General features: G+C 70.1%; 14 protein-coding genes. 7 read left to right on the top strand and 7 right to left on the bottom strand.

Annotated elements, in window-relative coordinates:
- Nucleotides 1-333 precede the first annotated feature (333 nt).
- Genes AC1RRW_RS08030 through AC1RRW_RS08020 form a run of 3 tightly spaced genes read left to right on the top strand, consistent with a single transcriptional unit; the run spans nucleotide 334 to nucleotide 3,123 of the window.
- Nucleotides 334-2,136, top strand: a complete 1,803-nt coding sequence (locus AC1RRW_RS08030) for a sensor histidine kinase (protein ID WP_492900134.1) — start codon at nucleotides 334-336, stop codon at nucleotides 2,134-2,136.
- Nucleotides 2,137-2,153: 17 nt separating this feature from the next.
- Complete coding sequence (locus AC1RRW_RS08025) at nucleotides 2,154-2,765, top strand: hypothetical protein (protein WP_492900133.1); 612 nt, start codon at nucleotides 2,154-2,156, stop codon at nucleotides 2,763-2,765.
- Nucleotides 2,766-2,787: 22 nt separating this feature from the next.
- Complete coding sequence (locus AC1RRW_RS08020) at nucleotides 2,788-3,123, top strand: DUF1491 family protein (protein WP_492900131.1); 336 nt, start codon at nucleotides 2,788-2,790, stop codon at nucleotides 3,121-3,123.
- Nucleotides 3,124-3,130: 7 nt separating this feature from the next.
- Here AC1RRW_RS08020 and AC1RRW_RS08015 read toward each other — a convergent pair whose 3' ends face one another.
- Nucleotides 3,131-4,255, bottom strand: coding sequence for a hypothetical protein (locus AC1RRW_RS08015; protein ID WP_492900130.1), 1,125 nt, complete (start codon nucleotides 4,253-4,255; stop codon nucleotides 3,131-3,133).
- Between the two features lie 207 nt (nucleotides 4,256-4,462).
- Here AC1RRW_RS08015 and AC1RRW_RS08010 point away from each other — a divergent pair, with 207 nt between their 5' ends.
- Nucleotides 4,463-4,687, top strand: a complete 225-nt coding sequence (locus tag AC1RRW_RS08010) for a hypothetical protein (protein ID WP_492900129.1) — start codon at nucleotides 4,463-4,465, stop codon at nucleotides 4,685-4,687.
- Nucleotides 4,684-5,499, top strand: coding sequence for a hypothetical protein (locus AC1RRW_RS08005; RefSeq protein ID WP_492900127.1), 816 nt, complete (start codon nucleotides 4,684-4,686; stop codon nucleotides 5,497-5,499). Before AC1RRW_RS08010 ends, AC1RRW_RS08005 begins: the two co-directional genes overlap by 4 nt.
- On the opposite strand, the gene AC1RRW_RS08000 is transcribed toward AC1RRW_RS08005, so the two are convergent.
- From AC1RRW_RS08000 to AC1RRW_RS07975, 6 genes are all read right to left on the bottom strand, one after another.
- On the bottom strand, nucleotides 5,496-6,146 hold the full coding sequence (locus AC1RRW_RS08000; RefSeq protein ID WP_492900126.1) for a DUF1254 domain-containing protein: 651 nt from the start codon (nucleotides 6,144-6,146) through the stop codon (nucleotides 5,496-5,498). The two genes, AC1RRW_RS08005 and AC1RRW_RS08000, sit on opposite strands and share 4 nt — an antisense overlap.
- Nucleotides 6,143-6,718 (bottom strand): DUF1214 domain-containing protein, encoded by a 576-nt coding sequence (locus AC1RRW_RS07995; protein WP_492900125.1) that lies wholly within the window; start codon nucleotides 6,716-6,718, stop codon nucleotides 6,143-6,145. The genes AC1RRW_RS08000 and AC1RRW_RS07995 overlap by 4 nt, the downstream gene beginning before the upstream one ends.
- Before the next feature lie 97 nt (nucleotides 6,719-6,815).
- A complete protein-coding gene (locus AC1RRW_RS07990) occupies nucleotides 6,816-7,949 on the bottom strand; it encodes an amino acid ABC transporter permease (protein WP_492900124.1) in 1,134 nt (377 codons plus the stop codon).
- Between the two features lies 1 nt (nucleotide 7,950).
- Nucleotides 7,951-9,123, bottom strand: a complete 1,173-nt coding sequence (locus tag AC1RRW_RS07985; protein ID WP_492900123.1) for an amino acid ABC transporter permease — start codon at nucleotides 9,121-9,123, stop codon at nucleotides 7,951-7,953.
- Between the two features lie 83 nt (nucleotides 9,124-9,206).
- Nucleotides 9,207-10,238: an amino acid ABC transporter substrate-binding protein gene (locus AC1RRW_RS07980; protein WP_492900121.1), complete on the bottom strand. Its 1,032-nt coding sequence runs from the start codon at nucleotides 10,236-10,238 to the stop codon at nucleotides 9,207-9,209.
- A 148-nt stretch (nucleotides 10,239-10,386) separates the two neighbouring features.
- Nucleotides 10,387-12,612 carry a transglycosylase domain-containing protein gene (locus tag AC1RRW_RS07975; RefSeq protein WP_492900120.1) on the bottom strand — a complete coding sequence of 742 codons (2,226 nt, stop codon included), beginning with the start codon at nucleotides 12,610-12,612 and terminating at the stop codon, nucleotides 10,387-10,389.
- Nucleotides 12,613-13,051: 439 nt separating this feature from the next.
- On the opposite strand from AC1RRW_RS07975, the gene AC1RRW_RS07970 reads away from it, so the two are divergent.
- Nucleotides 13,052-13,543, top strand: a complete 492-nt coding sequence (locus AC1RRW_RS07970; RefSeq protein ID WP_492900119.1) for a YcgN family cysteine cluster protein — start codon at nucleotides 13,052-13,054, stop codon at nucleotides 13,541-13,543.
- Between the two features lie 250 nt (nucleotides 13,544-13,793).
- Nucleotides 13,794-16,493, top strand: a complete 2,700-nt coding sequence (ppdK, locus tag AC1RRW_RS07965) for a pyruvate, phosphate dikinase (protein ID WP_492900118.1) — start codon at nucleotides 13,794-13,796, stop codon at nucleotides 16,491-16,493.
- Nucleotide 16,494: the final 1 nt, after the last annotated feature.

The following is a 16,494-nucleotide window of genomic DNA, read 5'->3' as shown; positions in this document are numbered from 1 at the left end:
CCGATCTCCGGCGGGCGGCTTCCAGGCCTGTCCCGCATTCGTCCGCATCATAGGCACGCAGGCCCGAAGATCGCGTCTGCGCGGATGCCTGCATTTGAATCGAATGCCGCGATCCGTCTTCAGCTTCCGTTCACCCTGCTTTCAAACACGGCGCCACGCGCCGGATTCGCTTTCCGTGCACCAAACCCTTGTAATTCAAGCGCTATCGCCCGCTTGCGCCGGATCCGGCCCGATCGCGCTGCCTGCGCCTTAAGTCCGGCTTAAACCGGCGCTGGCGAGGATTGCGGCAACGCGGGCGTCGGAGCCCGCACAGGTTGGGCGTTGCGGATCTTCATGGCGATCAGGGCGATCAGGACACAGGTGGCGGCGATGGTGCACCCATCGGTGCTGCCGAATTCGCTGGAGCGGATGCGCCATGAGCGCTTCATGCTGACGCGGCTCGCCGTCGGCGCGTTCGGCCTCGGCCTCGCGCCCGCCTACATCGCCTGGCGCGGCGGGCTCGGCGGGCTGGAGGCGCTGATCGTCGCGGCGGCGTCCCTGCCGCTTCTGGCGGTCGTCGTCCTGTCGCGCACGGGCCGTCTCGACATCGCCCATTGCATCTCGGCGGCGGCTTTCTCGATCTTCATCTGCGCCATGGCCGGCATGACCGGCGGCGCGGCCTCGCCGCTGCTGCTCTGGCTCGCCGCCGTGCCGGCCGAGGCGATGTTCTTCGGCGCGCGTCCCTTCGTCGCCCGCGCCAGCGCCATCGCCGCGATCGCGCTCGCCAGCGTCATGACCCTGCATCATCTCGGCGCGTTCGCGGCGCCCCCGCCCTGGACGTCGGGCATGATGCCGGCCTTCGTCACCATAGGCATCCTGCACTCCATGGCGATCGCGGTCGGCTTCCTGCGCCGCCGGGACGCCGAACTGCGCGAGCACCGCGCCTCCGACGCGCGCGCCCAGCTCCTACTCGACCATGTCGGCGATCTCGTCACCTGGCACGACGCCAGCGGCGCGGTGGTCTTCGCCAATGCCGCCGCGAAGGCGCTTGCGGGGGCCGAGCCGGTCGAGCTGCACGGTCGCGGCCTGTTCGACCGCGTCCACATCGCCGACCGGCCGCTCTTCCTGAAGGCGCTGAGCGACGCCGCCCATGGCGCGGGCCACAGCACCGCCTGCTTCCGCACCCTGTTCGTGCCGTGCGACGGCGGCGGCGAGGCCCCGGTCGCGCTCTGGCTCGAAATGCACGCCCACCGCGTTGCCAATGCCGGCCTGCGCGACGGCGCCGCCGTCGTCTGCGTGATGCGCGACATCACGGCGCGGCGCGCCCTCGACGAGGAGCGGGCCCGCGGCCATGCCGACGCGCTGCAGGCGAGCGACGTCAAGGGGCGGTTCCTGGCGACGGTGAGCCACGAGCTGCGCACGCCTCTCAACGCCATCATCGGTTTCTCCGAGATGCTGTCCAGCGATGCGCATGGCGTGCTCGATGCCGACAGGCGGCAGGAATACGCCAGGATCATCCATGATTCCGGGAATCATCTGCTCGACGTCGTCAACACGCTGCTCGACATCTCGAAGATCGAGAGCGGCGCGATGACGATCGAGCAGGACATGCTCGACCTCGGCGATCTCTCCCGCGACTGCTCCGCCTTGATCGCGCTGCGCGCCGAATCCGGGCAGGTCGCGCTGGAGCGTGTGCTGGGGCCGGAGTTGCCGCAGATTCCGGGCGACCGCCGCGCGCTGAAGCAGGTGATGATCAACCTGCTCTCCAACGCGGTGAAATTCACCCCTCCCGGCGGGCGCGTCGTGCTGGCGCTGGTGCGCGACGGCGACGTGATCGACATCTCCGTCTCCGATACCGGCATCGGCATCGCCGCCAGCGACCTGCCGCGCCTCGGCGATCCCTTTTTCCAGGCCAAGGGCTCCTATGACCGCGCCTATGAGGGCACGGGCCTCGGCCTTTCGGTCGTGCGCGGGCTCGTCGGCCTGCATGGCGGACGGCTCACCATCGAGAGCGCGCCGGGCACCGGCACGCGCGTTTCGGTCCGGCTGCCGGTCGGCGGCGTCGCCGCGGCCTCGCAGCCGGTCAGGATCGCGACCTTCGCCCGGGCTCCGCGCCGGGGCCTCGACACCAAAGCACCCATCCGTCTGACCGCCTGAGCCCGAGCGAAACCGCCATGTCCACCATCGCCGCCCGCGCCCATTCCAGCGCCACGCTGACCGCTCCGGTCAGGCGCGCCCAGCCGCCGCGCCGCGCCCCCGCCGCCTCGCCGCTGAGGCGCATAGGCAGGATGGTCTCGCGCAAGCCCGGCCGCTCCTTGCTACTCCTGATGTTCTCGGCCGTGGCGGTCGCGATCCTGGTCAACGCGATGCTGTTCCAGAAGGCGCGGCACCCGGCCCCGATCATCTCGGCCCCCTCGACCGGCGCCCCGCAGCGCCAGGCAGAGCGCCCTGTCGAGCGCCGGCAGGAGACGCCGCCGGCCGCGCCGCAATCCGCGGCCGCCACGATGAGCCCGACCTCCGCCCCGCTGCCGCCGCCGCGTCCGAGCGACCTGCCGCAGGGCGCGCGCGAGGCCGCCGCGCCGCGCCCGCCGGCCCCGGTCACAAGCATCCCGCGCACCGCGCCGGCTGCGACCGCGGTCGCGCCGGCTCCCGTTCCGGCCCGCAGCGCAGCCGCGCGCGACCCGATCGCCGATCTGATCAACGGCTCCGATTTCCGCCCGCCCGCCGAGATCAAGGGCCTCGCGGCCGCGAAGACCGCCGTCCCGCGACGCGCGGTCGAGGACTGAGCCTCGCGGAGCGCGTCGCGCCATGGCGCGCCTGACCAGCGAGTTCTGGGTTTCGGCCTATCTGCGCCAGACGGGCCATGACGGGCGCGTCGCCGTGCTGCGGCGGCGCGGCGCGGCCGAGGCCGGCGCGATCTTCGTCAAGCTCGACCGGCTCGATGGCACGGCGGCGCTTTACGGTCCGGCCCCGCAGATGCTGGCCGACGCCGGCGGCGAGCGCCGCTTCCAGCTGGTGCTCGACAGCGATCCCGCCACGATCGAGGAGAAGGTCGAGCGCGAGCGCCGCTTCGACCCCGATCTCTGGCTGGTCGAGGTCGAGGATCGCGGCGGCGATCCGCGCCTGCCGCTGGTCGAGGACTGAAGGCCGGTTACCGCGGCAGCCCGAATTTCCGCATGATCTCGCTGGCGAGTTGCGGGCTGTCCTGACGCGCCGCGCCCGCGCGCGAGGATGTGCCGCCCGGCGCCATGGCGGGCTGGTGCTGGCCCTTGCGCTCGGCCGGCTGGATGCGCGTGCCGGCGACCTGCATGACGAGGCGCAGGGCCACGCTCGGCCTGATCTCGCGCATCAGCCCGACCAGCGCGAAGATGCGCGGCACGGAATGGGCGGTCGCGTCGCCGAGCCGGATCAGGAAGCGCGTCGCGTCCTCGACGCTGACGCCGCATGCCACGAGCGAAAGAGCCGTCAGGTCGCGCGAGCGGTCGTCATGCAGCGCGACGGCAAGAGCCTCGCCGCCGCCGAGATGCTCCGCGATCGCGCCGAAGGCCCCGCGATGGTCGTCGCCGGCGGTCGCGAGCCAGCCTGCGAACAATTCGCCGGCGACGCCCGGCCGGCGTTCCGCCGGGCTCAGCGAATCGATCGCGGCCAGCGAATCGCGGATCGCGGTGCGCCGCTCCGCGCCCGCCTGCAGGAAGAGCGGCGCGAGGTCGGCATTGGAGAGGTCGCCGCGCGCCAGCAGGCCTTGCGCATAGGCGGGCTCGTGGCGGGCGCGCGCCAGCAGCAGGTCGACCGCCGCGCGCGGGAGAGGCGCGGACGCGTTGGCGAGCAAGGCGAGGTCGAGCACGGGCTCGTCGCGCCCGAGCAGCAGGAGCGTCGCGGTGCTGGTGAGGTCGTTCCGTTCGGCCAGCGCCTGCGCCGCCTCGATCGCGCCGTGCTCGGCCAGCGCCTCGAGCTCGGCCGGAGGCAGCGTCATCCCGTGCTGCAGCAGCGCCGCCAGCACCGGGCCGCCGCGCGCCTGCAGCGCCTTCAGCACGGGGCGCGGCGCATGCGGCCAGCCGGCGAGCTTGCGGGCGAGGATGACCGCGGTCGCCTCGTCGATCTGCGGCGCGAGCGCGGTCGCGATCTCGGCGAAGGCGGCGAGATCGGCCTCCGGCGGCTCCGGCATCGACATCAGCAGGTCGGCCTTCACCCGCAGCGAGACCTGGCTCAGATCGAGGCCGCCGTCCCGCGCCAGATGGGCGAGCTGCGCGAGTTCGGCGGCGATGCGGTTCGGCATGAAGGCAACTCTTATCCAGATTCTCGAGGCTCCCGGCAGCGTATTCGCGAGGCGTTAATGGGGCGTTAACCATGTCGGGGCCTGATGCGGTCAGACGGGCCTGAACGCATGTCTCGGCGCGGGTCTGCGCCGCCATGCTCGACCGAAACGAAGACCGCGTTCGTGCTGCATCGCTTCAACCCCCGGCGCCAGACAAGGAGGCGGGTCATGACCATCGTCATTCCCTTCGCGCCCAACCCTGCCGCGCCGCGGCGCAAGGCGGCGCAGCCAGAGGCCGGCGCGCCGCGCGAGAGCGCCGCAATCCTGTTCTTCACCGGCGTGCGCTACGAGCGCCAACCGGAACCCGCGATCGACCTCGCGCCGCGCAAGCGCCGGGCCGGCGCCGGCGCAAAGCGTCTGCCCCGCACGGCGGTGGCCGGTCAGACGGTGTGACCCCGGCCGCGGCCCCGCCCGGCGTTTTCCGGCGAAGCCTCGCGGCCGTGCTGCTGGCGGGACTGCTCGCGTCTGCCTGCACCGGCGATTTCGGCCGGCCGCGCCCCAGTCTCTGGAGCGATGCGATCGCGCCCGAGCTCGGCTTCTGGTCGGCGACCTTTCGCGGCGAGGCCGCCTCGTATTTCCGCATGACCGACGACGAGAACCAACTGCGCGACCGCGCCTGGCGGCTCGTCATGCCCGCCCAGGAGCGCGGCTATTTTTCGCGCGAGGTCTCCGCGCTGGCCCATGCCCGGATCCTGCCGGTCGAGGCGCAGTCCTTCGCCGTCGCCGATTATCATCGCGCATTGACCGGAGGTTCCTACGCCTCGCAGGCCTCGCGCTACAACCGGCTATCCGAGGACGCCAATGCCGACCGGCTGCTGCTGGCGCCGTTCCGCGCCAACGCCTCCCGCGTCGTGGCGGCCGACCGGGTCCGCCTGCGCGCGGCCGAAGGCTCGCCCTATGTGCCGCCGGAGAAGCAGGATCCGGCCTTCGCCCGCGTCGTCGAGAACGAGGGCCTGATCCTCTGGGTCTGCGAACGCGTCGGATACCGGATCGAGAGCTATCGCTACGCGCTCGCCAACCTCGTGGTCGAGACGCCCTCGCGCGAGGCGATCAGGGCCGAGCGCGCCATCATGGCGCTGGAAGCCGAATCGGGCCCGCTCTGCAAATTGCCGCTGATCGGCGTGTTCGGACGCGGCCAAAGCACCGCGCCGCCGCAGCCCCCTGCCGAGCGCGGGCAGGGCGACGCGGCCGTCTACAAGGGCTAATCCGCCAGTCCGCAGGCGACGCCGGTCGCCAGCGCCTCGGCGTCGCCGCGATCGGAAGGCAGCGGGCTGAGCACCCGCGCGACGATCAGGCCCTGCGCCGTGTCGGAAACGATGCGCAGCTCCCGGCTGGTCTGGCCCTCCTCGTCCCGGGCGACGCGCTCGTCGAGCTGCGCCTCGCTCATCACCAGGAATTCGACGACGCCGCGGATCGCGGCCCGGTCCGTGATCGCATAGATCACGCCGCCGCCGCGCCGATGCAGCGTCAGCCCGAGCGGCAGCGCGCCGGTGCGGGCGACGACGCGCATCGGCCCCGATGACAGATCATAGCCGCAAACGGCGGTGACGACGGCCGGGTCGACCTCCAGCGGCGTCGGCAGGCCCGGGGCCGCGTTCGGGCCGGAGACGAGCTCGGCCTTGCCGCCGAGGCCGAGGCCGAGATAGGCGCTGGTCGCGTCGCGCTCGGACAGGACCGGGATCATCAGGATCGCGACGATATGGACGATGCCGGCGAGCACGAGCCCGGCCAGCGTCAGCAGGACGAGCCGACCGAGGCCGGCGGCGAAGCCCCTGCGCCGGGCCGGCCGCCATTGCGTGGCCTTCGGCGCGGCTTGCGGCTCGACCGCCGCGCCGTCGCCGATCGCGCTCATCGGCATTCGCCCCGCCTGATCGCGGGCAGGATCTCGGGCCTGAGCTCGCCGGCCTGGCTCGAGATCGGCGTGTCGTAGAGGCGAAGCCTGAACTGGAAGCCGCCGCTCGACGGCAGCGGCAGCCAGTTGCCGGCCTGCGCGGTCGCCGCGGCCGTGATCCGCATCGCTCCGCTCTCGTCGCGCACGATCTCGGCGTCGCTGAAGCCCGAGCGGTCGAGCGGCAGGCGGAAGGGCCGGCCGGCATTGTCCCCGACACTGAGCGTCCAGCCCCGCGTCGTCGGCGTCGCGCCGATGACGAGATAGCGGCAGCGCCCGTCGAGGCGCGCGCCCTCGCTGTCGCGCTCGGCGATCAGTTCGAGCCCTTCGCCGGCCCCGAGCGGCAGATGCACGCCGCGCGCGAGATGGGCGCGCAGATAGGGGTCGATGTCGCGTCCGCCACCCTTCGGCCAGGCGTCCCAGGGCCCGATCTGCACCCGCCCGACGATGGGCCGTCCGGCGATGGCGAGATGCGCGGAGACCAGCCCGAGACCGGCGCCGAGCAGCATGACATAGGAAAGATGGGCGACGCGCACGGGGCGGGGCTGTCCGGTTCGGCCGGCGACGCGGCCAGCGGCGGGAGTTGAGCCAGCCGGCGCTGCGGCGTCAACGGTTATCGTGACGGGCCTTGCCTTAATGCCCCGGACTTCGGTCGTGGTCGGTCTTCAGCCGGCGCTCCAGGAAGCGGCTGTAGGAGCCGATGCTGTAGCTGAAGACGGCGTAGACGAAGGCCGCGAAGACATAGCCCTCGATCACCGCGATGCCCTGCCAGTTCGGGTCGCGCAGCGAGGCGCGCACGGTGTCGAGGAAGTCGAGCAGGCCGATGATCGTGACCAGCGTCGTGTCCTGGAAGAAGCCGATGAAGATGTTGACCAGCGGCGGGATCACGATCTTGAGCGCCTGCGGCAGGATGATCCTGCGCATCGCGAGCCAGTAGCCGAGCCCGAGCGCGGCCGCCGCCTCGTGCTGGCCCTTCGGCACCGCCTGCAGGCCGCCGCGCACCGTCTCGGCGATATAGGCTCCGGCGAAGATGATGATCGCGACCTGCGCGCGCAGCAGTTTGTCGACCGTGACGCCGTCCGGCATGAACAGCGGCAGCATCACCGAGGCCATGAACAGGATCGAGACCAGCGGCACGCCGCGTACGACCTCGATGAAGACGATCGCGATGACCTGGATCGCCGGCAGCTTCGAGCTCCGCGCCAGCGCCAGCACGACGCCGAGCGGGAAGCCGAGCGTCAGCCCGACGAAGGAGAGCATGAAGGAAAGCGGCAGCCCGCCCCAGTTCGTCGTGGTCACGACGGGCAGGCCGGGCAGCCCGCCATACATCAGCACGCCACAGATCAGCGGAACCGCGATCCAGAGCCAGAGCAGGGCGCGGCTCCAGAAGCGTGGGATCATCGAGACGACGATCGCGGCCAGGAACAGCGCGACCGCCAGCGCCGGCCGCCAGTGCTCGTCGTAAGGGTAGAAGCCGAACAGCATGAAGCGCAGCTTCGCCGCCAGGAACGGCCAGCACGCGCCCGCGCCGGCCTTGCAGGCCTGCGGCCCGCCCTCGACGATGGCGCGGGTGACGAGCCAGCCCCAGGCGCCGGTCGCGACGCGCCAGACCAGCCAGAGACAGGCGAGCGTGATCGCGGCGTTGAGCGGCGTGCCGAAATAGGGCTTGAGCGAGGCCGGGCTGCGCTCTCGGCGCGGCGGCCGGTCCTTGAACCCTGCGTTCTCGCGCACGAGGTTGAGGGCGTCCATCTCGGCGGCGGTGGCCATCTCAGCGCTCCACCAGCGCGACGCGCGCATTGTACCAGTTCATGAACAGCGAGATCGCGATCGACATGGTCAGGTAGACCAGCATGAAGATGGCGATGCCCTCGATCGCCTGTCCGGTCTGGTTCATCGTCGTGTTCGAGACCATGACGAGGTCGGGATAGCCGATGGCGATGGCCAGCGACGAGTTCTTGAAGGTCGAGAGATAGGAACTGGTCAAAGGCGGCACGATCACGCGCAGCGCCTGCGGCAGCACGACGAGGCGCATGGTCTGCCGGTCGCGCAAGCCGACGGAGCGCGACGCCTCCCATTGCCCGCGACTGACCGAGAGGATGCCGGCGCGCACGATCTCGGCGATGCCGGCCGAGGCCGAAAGCCCGAGCCCGACCAGCAGCGCGGTGAACTCCGGCGTGACCTGCACCCCGCCGGTGATGCGGAAGCGGCCGCGCTCGGGCCAGTTCACCACGAAGTCCGGCTGCGTCACCACCACCGCCAGCAAGGGCGGGGCGAGGAGGGCCGCCAGCACGAAGGGCCAACCCGTCCGCGACTGGCCGCTCGCCACGCGCCTGCGCCGGAAGAGGCCGGCGACGACGAAGGCCAGCACCACGCCGGCGATCGCGGCGGCCAGCACGGCGCCGTGCGCGCCCGACCAGCGCAGCGAGGGCACGATCAGCCCGCCATTGCTGAGAAAGACTTCGGGGATGGGCTGCCAGGCCTCGCGCACCGGCGGGAAGACCGCGACGATCAGCGCATACCAGAGGAAGAGATAGAGCAGCAGCGGCACGTTGCGCAGCGCCTCGACATAGATCAGCGCGAGAAACGACAGCATCGGGTTGCGCGAGAGCCGCGCGATACCGACGATCAGGCCCATCGTCGTCGACAGCACGACCGCGAAGACCGAGACCCAGATCGTGTTGAAGATGCCGACCAGCAGCGCGCGCGCATAGCTGTTGCTCGAATCGTAGGCGATGAAGGACTGGCTGATGACGAAGCCCGCCGGCCTGTCGAGATAGGCGAAGCCCGTGGCGATGTTCTGCTCGGCGAGCTTCCGCGAGACGTTGCCGAACAGGTAGACGCCGACGCCGACGACCAGCGCCACGGCGACGACCTGATAGAGCACGGCGCGCACGCGCACGTCGTAGAGCAGCCGCGTCGGGCTGGAGGCTGGGGAAGGCATGCTCGGTTCCCGGCAGAAAGCGCTGCCGGCGGCGCAAGGCGCGCCGCCGGCGATTCCAGGAGCGGGTCAGAGTGTGGCGCGGCTCACCGGAACGGCGGCGAGTACATCAGCCCGCCCTTGGTCCAGAGCTGGTTCGGGCCGCGCGTCAGGCCGAGCGGGGTCTTCTCGCCGAGGCTGCGCTCGAACAGCTCGCCGTAATTGCCGTTCTGCTTGACGATGTTGTAGGCCCATTTGTTGTCGAGGTTGAGCATCTTGCCGAGTTCGCCGCTGACGCCGAGCATGCGCTGGACTTCGGGCTCCTTGCTCTGCAGCTTCTCGTCGACGTTCGCCTGGGTGATGCCGTATTCCTCCGCCGCGATCAGCGTGTAGACCGACCAGGAGACGATGTCCTTCCAGTTGCTGTCGTTCTGGCGCACCACGGGCGCGAGCGGCTCCTTCGAGATCGTCTCCGGCAGGATGACGAACTGCTTGGGGTCGTTGGCGACGGCGCGCACGGAGGCGAGGTCGGAGCGGTCGGTGGTGATCACGTCGCAGCGGCCGGAGAAGAAGGCGTTGCGCCACTCGTTGTTGTCCTCGAACACGACCGATTCGTATTTGATCCCGCGCGGCTGGAAGTAGTCCTCGAGGTTCTGCAGCGTCGTCGTGCCCGGCAGCAGGCAGATCGCGGCCTGCGACAGTTCGCTGGCGCTCTTCACGCCGAGCTTGACGTTCACCATCAGGCCCTGGCCGTCATAGAAGACCACCGGTCCGAAATCGAGGCCGAGCGAGTTGTCGCGCGAGAAGGTCATCGTGGTCTGGCGCGAGAGCACGTCGATCTCGCCCGATTGCAGCGCCTGGAAGCGGATATTGGTGTTGAGCGGCACGAACTCGACCTTGTCGGGCGCGCCGAACACCGCCGAGGACACAGCCCGGCAGACATCGGAATCGAAGCCTTTCCGGACGCCCTTGTCGTCGGCGTAGGAATAGCCGGCCGAACTCGGCGAGACGCCGCACAAGACCTTGCCGCGCTTCTTGACCGCGTCCAGCGTCGCCTGCGCCGAGGCCGGGCCGGCGAATAAGGCGCTCGCCGCGGCCAGCAGGCCAAGCATCGCCAATCTCGTGATCATCCGATTCATCAGTCCACTCCCATGTGCCGCACCCTTCCAGCCGGTGCGTTGGGAGCAAGCCTAGTTCTGGATGGAACCGGCTTCAAGCTGACGGAGGGTGCGGCCGGCGCGGGGTGGAGATGTCGCGAATGGGGGACTGTCGGCGGAAACTCTTGCGCTACCGTAGCCGCGTCCCGCTCATCTCGCGAATCCCCGCCTGCACAGACGCGCCCGCGACCCGCGCCGGCTCCACCGCCTTGAACATCGAGCCGACCGCCGAGAGCGCCTCGAAGGACTGGCGCGGCATGTGGCCGGCGCCGGGGCCGGCAGGCGCGGCCGGCTGCGCGGGCGTCGGCGTCGTCGCCCTGGCGATGGCCGCGGCCTTCGGATCGACGGTCGGCGGCGCGACGCCTGGGATCGGCTTCAGCTCCATGCCCTGATGGGCGAACTGCATGATCTCCTTCCAGGTCATGGCTGGCAGCGAGCCGCCGGTCATGCTGTTGGTCTCGGAGGAATCGTCGTTGCCGAACCAGACCGCGCCGACGAGGTTGCCGGAATAGCCGACATACCAGGCATCCTTGTAGCCATTGGTCGTGCCGGTCTTGCCGGCGGTGATCACGCCCTCCAGCGCCGCGCGCCGGCCGGTGCCCTCGGTCGGCACCTTGGAAAGCATGAAGTTGATGTCGTTGGCGACCTGCGTGCTCAGCACCTGCTTCGGGGCCGGCTCGTCGCGGTCGTGCCGGTAGATCACCTCGCCCTGCGAGTTGCGGATCTCGGTCGCGGCATAGGGCTTGGCGCGCTTTCCGCCATTGGCGAAGACGGCGTAGGCGGCCGCCTGGTCGATGACGGTGACCTCGGCCGCGCCGATCGGCAGCGAGACGGTGTCGGTCAGCGGCGTATTGAGGCCCATGGCGCGGCCGGTCTCGACGATCTTCATCCGACCGATGCGGGCGGCGCGCGCCTCGTGCGTCTCGCCGGCCGCCTTGCCGATCGCGATCGACATCTGCACCGGGATCGTGTTGATCGACTTCGCCAGCGCGACCGTCAGCGGCATCGAGCCGGCATAGGAGCGGCCGTAATTGTTCGGGCACCAGTTGCCGATGCAGACCGGCCGGTCTGTGACGATGGTGCTGGGCTGGTAGAGCCCCGCCGACATCGCCGCCGCGTAGACATAGGGCTTGAACGAGGAGCCGGGCTGGCGGAGGCTCGACGTCGCGCGGTTGAACTGGCTCGCGCCGTAGTCGCGGCCGCCGACCATGGCGCGGACCGCGCCGTCGGTGTCCATGATCACGGTCGCGGCCTGCTTGGCCTTGTAGCCGGGGCCGTGCTGGCGCAGGATCGATTCGACCGCCTCGTCGGCGCGCTCCTGGATCGCCGGGTCGTGCGGCGTCTTCACCGTCAGCACGCGCTCGGGGCCGAGCTTGCCGTCGTCGGCGAGCTTCCTGATCTCGTCGAAGGCCCAGTCGAGATAGTAGTCGGGGCTCGAATCGCGCTTGCGGTCGATCGGAGTCGCCGGATTGCGCTTGGCGCTGTCGACCTGGCCCGCCGTCATGAAGCCGGCGTCGACCATGGCGTTGAGCACGTCGTTGGCGCGGGCGCGGGCGGCCGGCAGGTTGACGTGGGGCGCGTATTTCGTCGGCGCCTTGAACAGTCCGGCCAGCATCGCGGCCTCGGCCACCGTGACGTCCTTCACCGACTTGCCGAAATAATATTCCGCCGCCGCCGCCACGCCGAAGGTGCCGCCGCCCATATAGGCGCGGTCGAGATAGAGCTTCAGGATCTCGTTCTTGGTCAGCCGGTATTCCAGCCAGATCGAGAGGAACGCCTCCTTGATCTTGCGGTCGAGCGAGCGCTCGTTGGTCAGGAACAGGTTCTTGGCGAGCTGCTGCGTCAGCGACGAGCCGCCCTGCACCACGCCGGAGGCTCGCGCATTGACGCTGAGCGCGCGGAAGGTGCCGAACACGTCGATCCCGAAATGATCGTAGAAGCGCCGGTCCTCCGTCGCCAGCACCGCCTTGATCAGGTGGTCCGGCATCTCCTCGAGCTTCAGCGAATCGTCATGGCGCGCGCCGCGACGGCCGAGTTCCGAGCCGTATCGGTCGAGGAAGGTCACGGCGAAGACCTGGTTCTTCAGCGCTTCCTCGCGGCCTTCCTGAAAGGACGGGATGGCGAGCGCCAGCATGAGGAACGCGGTCGCGACGCCGACGTTCAGGCCCTCGCTGGCGAACTCCGCCGCCCACCGCTTGCCGCCGGTGACGGTGAAGCGATCCATGACGCTGCGGAAGCGCTCATAGCGCTCGCCGAGCCCGCGCCCGGCGCCCCAGAGCCCGGCGTCGACCCATGAGTCGAAAGCGAGCGCGAAGCGCTTCGCCTGGGTCGCCCATCGCCTCTTCCTGAACTCCATCACGGCTTTCGACGACCCCGACACCCGGTGCGCGGCACGTTGTGCCGCGGCAGGCCCGGCATCCGCCTCGACGAGGCGAAATTAGGCGCTGGCGCGGCCGGACGGAAGGGGGTGCGTCACGCAATCCCGCGTCAAGCTGAATCGCGCTCGGGACGCCGGCCAAACGGCGCGTCAGCCCTTGGCCGCAAGCAGGGCGAAGGGGTCGAGGAGGCAAGGCGCAGGGCGTCGTGCAGCGCGCATGAACAGTTGTCCGGCCAGCATCGGAAACTCTTGATCTGGCGGGATATGCGTTCCTGATAGATGGGATGAAGTATTGGCTCGATTTTCATAGATTTCAGTCCTTCAAAAGAAAGATGAGTCGGGACGGCGCCGGGCGCTGCCGGCGTGCCGCTCGCCAGGCGCGGCTTTCCTTCGCGCCCCGCGCCGGGCATAAGCGGCCATGGCCGATGCTCCGACCCTGACCGCGCCCTTCTGGCGGACGAAGACGCTGGAGGAGATGAGCGCCGCCGAGTGGGAATCGCTCTGCGACGGCTGCGGGCGCTGCTGCCTCGTCAAGCTCGAGGACGAGGAGAGCGGGCGCATCCTCGCCACCGATGTCGGCTGCCGGCTGTTCGACGCCGGTTCATGCCGCTGCGCGGACTACGGGAAGCGCTCGCAACGCGTGCCCGATTGCGTGACGCTCACGCCCGAGGCGGTTCGCCAGCTGCGCTGGCTGCCGCCGACCTGCGCCTACCGGCTCGTGGCCGAGGGGCGCGACCTGCTCTGGTGGCATCCGCTGGTCTCGGGCGACCCCGGGACGGTGGTCGCGGCCGGCGTCTCGGTGAAAGGCCGCGTCTTCGCCGGCGAGGACGACGTCGCCGAGGACGATCTGCCCGAGCGCATCGTCGACTGGCCGCTGCGCTGGCCGCGCGGGGCGAAGGCCCGGCGGTAGGTCCGTCCCGCGCGCCGGCGCGGCTCTCGGTCAGGTCGGCGACCTCGGCGAGAAGCCGTAGCGCTCGAACGCCGCGACCGGCACGCCATGATCGAGCAACGCCGCCGCGCAGGCGGACGTTCGCGGCGCGATTGATTGTTCGGTCGCTTTTCGGCATGACCACGCCACCCCGCCGGGGCGCTGCGCCTGCGCAACCATGCGCTCGCCGCCGCGTTCCTGCGCTCGGCTAACGGTTTGAGAGGCATTGACGATGGCAGGCGACGAGACCGCGGCGGGCAAGTGGGTCTACACCTTTGGCGACGGCAAGGCCGAGGGCGAGGCGGGGATGAAGAACCTGCTCGGCGGCAAGGGCGCGAATCTCGCCGAGATGAGCAATCTCGGCCTGCCGGTCCCGCCCGGCTTCACCATCACAACCGAGGTCTGCACCCGGTATTACGAAAACGGCAAGACGTTCCCGCCTGAGCTGGAGGCGCAGGCTCAGGCCGCGCTCGCCGGCATGGCGAGGCTCACGGGCAAGACCTTCGGCGACCCGGCCAATCCGCTGCTGGTGTCGGTGCGGTCGGGCGCGCGCGCCTCGATGCCGGGCATGATGGACACGGTGCTCAATCTCGGCCTGAACGACATCACCGTCGAGGCGGTCGCCAAGGCCTCCGGCGACCCCCGCTTCGCCTGGGACAGCTATCGCCGCTTCATCACGATGTATTCCAGCGTCGTGCTCGATGTCGACCACGGCGATTTCGAGGAGGCGCTGGAGGACTACAAGGAGCGCAAGGGCCTCAATCTCGACACCGACCTCTCGGCCGACGACTGGAAGGTGCTGGTCGGGAAATACAAGGAGATCGTCAGGAAGGCGCTCGGCTCCGACTTCCCGCAGGAACCGCAGGCCCAGCTCTGGGGCGCGGTCGGCGCCGTGTTCTCCTCCTGGATGAACGCGCGCGCGATCAAGTATCGCGAGCTCAACGCCATACCCGCCGCCTGGGGCACCGCCGTCAACGTGCAGTCGATGGTGTTCGGCAACATGGGCGACACCTCGGCGACCGGCGTCGCCTTCACCCGCAACCCCTCGACCGGCGAGAACGCGCTCTATGGCGAGTTCCTGGTCAACGCCCAGGGCGAGGACGTCGTCGCCGGCATCCGCACGCCGCAGGACATCACCGAGGCCGCCAGGAAGGAGGCCGGCTCCGACAAGCCCTCGATGGAACGGGTGATGCCCGACGCCTATGCCGAGCTCCGCCGCATCTACGGCATCCTCGAAAAGCACTACCGCGACATGCAGGACATGGAGTTCACCATCCAGGAGGGCAAGCTCTGGATGCTGCAGACCCGGTCCGGCAAGCGCACCGCCAAGGCGGCGCTGCGCATCGCGGTCGAGCTCGCCAAGGAAGGGCTGATTTCGGAGGAGGAGGCGGTCGGCCGCGTCGAGCCCGGCGCGCTCGACCAGCTTCTGCACCCGACGATCGACCCCAAGGCCGAGCGTCGCGTCCTGACGACCGGCCTGCCGGCCTCGCCCGGCGCGGCCGCCGGCGAGATCGTGTTCAATTCCGACGAGGCGGAGGCCGCGAAGAAGGCGGGGCGGAAGGTCATTCTCGTCCGCGTCGAGACGAGCCCTGAGGACATCCACGGCATGCACGCCGCCGAGGGCATCCTGACCACGCGCGGCGGCATGACCTCGCATGCGGCCGTGGTGGCGCGCGGCATGGGCAAGCCCTGCGTCTCGGGCGCGGGCCAGATCCGCGTCGATTACGCCAAAGGCACGATGAGCGTGGGGCCGACCGTGCTGAAGGCCGGCGATTTCATCACGATCGACGGCGGCGCCGGTCAGGTCCTGCTCGGCGAGATCAGGATGCAGCAGCCGGAGCTTTCCGGCGAGTTCGGCACGCTGATGGGCTGGGCCGACAAGGTCCGCCGTCTCAGGGTTCGCGCCAACGCCGAGACGCCGGACGACGCCCGCACCGCGCGCGAGTTCGGGGCGGAGGGCATCGGGCTCTGCCGCACCGAGCACATGTTCTTCGACGAGGACCGCATCCAGCCGATGCGCGAGATGATCCTCGCCCATGACGACGCCGGCCGCCGCGCCGCGCTCGCCAAGCTCCTGCCGATGCAGCGCCAGGACTTCGTCCAGCTCTTCACCATCATGAAGGGGCTGCCGGTGACGATCCGCCTGCTCGATCCGCCGCTGCACGAGTTCCTGCCGCATGGCGAGGCCGAGATCGCCGCCGTCGCCAGGGCGCTCGGCGTGACGCCGGACGCGCTGAAGCATCGCGCCGCCGAATTGCACGAGTTCAACCCGATGCTCGGCTTCCGGGGCTGCCGCCTCGCCATCGCCTATCCCGAGATCGCCGAGATGCAGGCGCGCGCCATCTTCGAGGCGGCGGTGATCGCGGCCAAGGACACGGCCAAGCCGGTGATCCCGGAGGTGATGGTGCCGCTGGTGATGGGTGTGGCCGAGCTCGACTTGGTCAAGGCCCGCATCGACGCGATGGCGAAAGAGGTGATCGCCGAGAGCAAGGTCGATCTGACCTATCAGGTCGGCACCATGATCGAACTGCCGCGCGCCGCGCTGATGGCGGCGGAGATCGCCAAGAGCGCGGAGTTCTTCTCCTTCGGCACCAACGACCTGACCCAGACCACGCTCGGCATCAGCCGCGACGACGCCGCCTCGTTCCTCGGCCCCTATACGCAGAAGGGCATCCTGGCGCAGGACCCCTTCGTCACCATCGACCAGGAAGGCGTCGGCGAACTGGTCAGGCTCGCGGCCGAACGCGGCCGCAAGGCGAGGCCCGACATCAAGCTCGGCATCTGCGGCGAACATGGCGGCGACCCGGCCTCGATCGGCTTCTGCGAGAGCATCGGGCTCGACTACGTCTCCTGCTCGCCCTTCCGCGTGCCGATCGCGCGGCTGGCGGCGGCACAGGCGGCGCTTGGCGCGGTGAAGCAGAAGGAGGGGTGAG

It is taken from the genome of Allobosea sp. GW821-FHT12C12 (assembly GCF_058807355.1).
This window is presented reverse-complemented; position numbering and strand designations above follow the sequence as displayed.

Coding starts and splice junctions, on each gene's coding strand:
- AC1RRW_RS08030 (WP_492900134.1), top strand. CDS start 334: ATGGCGATCAGGGCGATCAGGACACAGGTGGCGGCGATGGTGCACCCA.
- AC1RRW_RS08025 (WP_492900133.1), top strand. CDS start 2,154: ATGTCCACCATCGCCGCCCGCGCCCATTCCAGCGCCACGCTGACCGCT.
- AC1RRW_RS08020 (WP_492900131.1), top strand. CDS start 2,788: ATGGCGCGCCTGACCAGCGAGTTCTGGGTTTCGGCCTATCTGCGCCAG.
- AC1RRW_RS08015 (WP_492900130.1), bottom strand. CDS start 4,255: ATGCCGAACCGCATCGCCGCCGAACTCGCGCAGCTCGCCCATCTGGCG.
- AC1RRW_RS08010 (WP_492900129.1), top strand. CDS start 4,463: ATGACCATCGTCATTCCCTTCGCGCCCAACCCTGCCGCGCCGCGGCGC.
- AC1RRW_RS08000 (WP_492900126.1), bottom strand. CDS start 6,146: ATGAGCGCGATCGGCGACGGCGCGGCGGTCGAGCCGCAAGCCGCGCCG.
- AC1RRW_RS07990 (WP_492900124.1), bottom strand. CDS start 7,949: ATGGCCACCGCCGCCGAGATGGACGCCCTCAACCTCGTGCGCGAGAAC.
- AC1RRW_RS07985 (WP_492900123.1), bottom strand. CDS start 9,123: ATGCCTTCCCCAGCCTCCAGCCCGACGCGGCTGCTCTACGACGTGCGC.
- AC1RRW_RS07980 (WP_492900121.1), bottom strand. CDS start 10,238: ATGAATCGGATGATCACGAGATTGGCGATGCTTGGCCTGCTGGCCGCG.
- AC1RRW_RS07975 (WP_492900120.1), bottom strand. CDS start 12,612: ATGGAGTTCAGGAAGAGGCGATGGGCGACCCAGGCGAAGCGCTTCGCG.
- AC1RRW_RS07970 (WP_492900119.1), top strand. CDS start 13,052: ATGGCCGATGCTCCGACCCTGACCGCGCCCTTCTGGCGGACGAAGACG.
- ppdK (WP_492900118.1), top strand. CDS start 13,794: ATGGCAGGCGACGAGACCGCGGCGGGCAAGTGGGTCTACACCTTTGGC.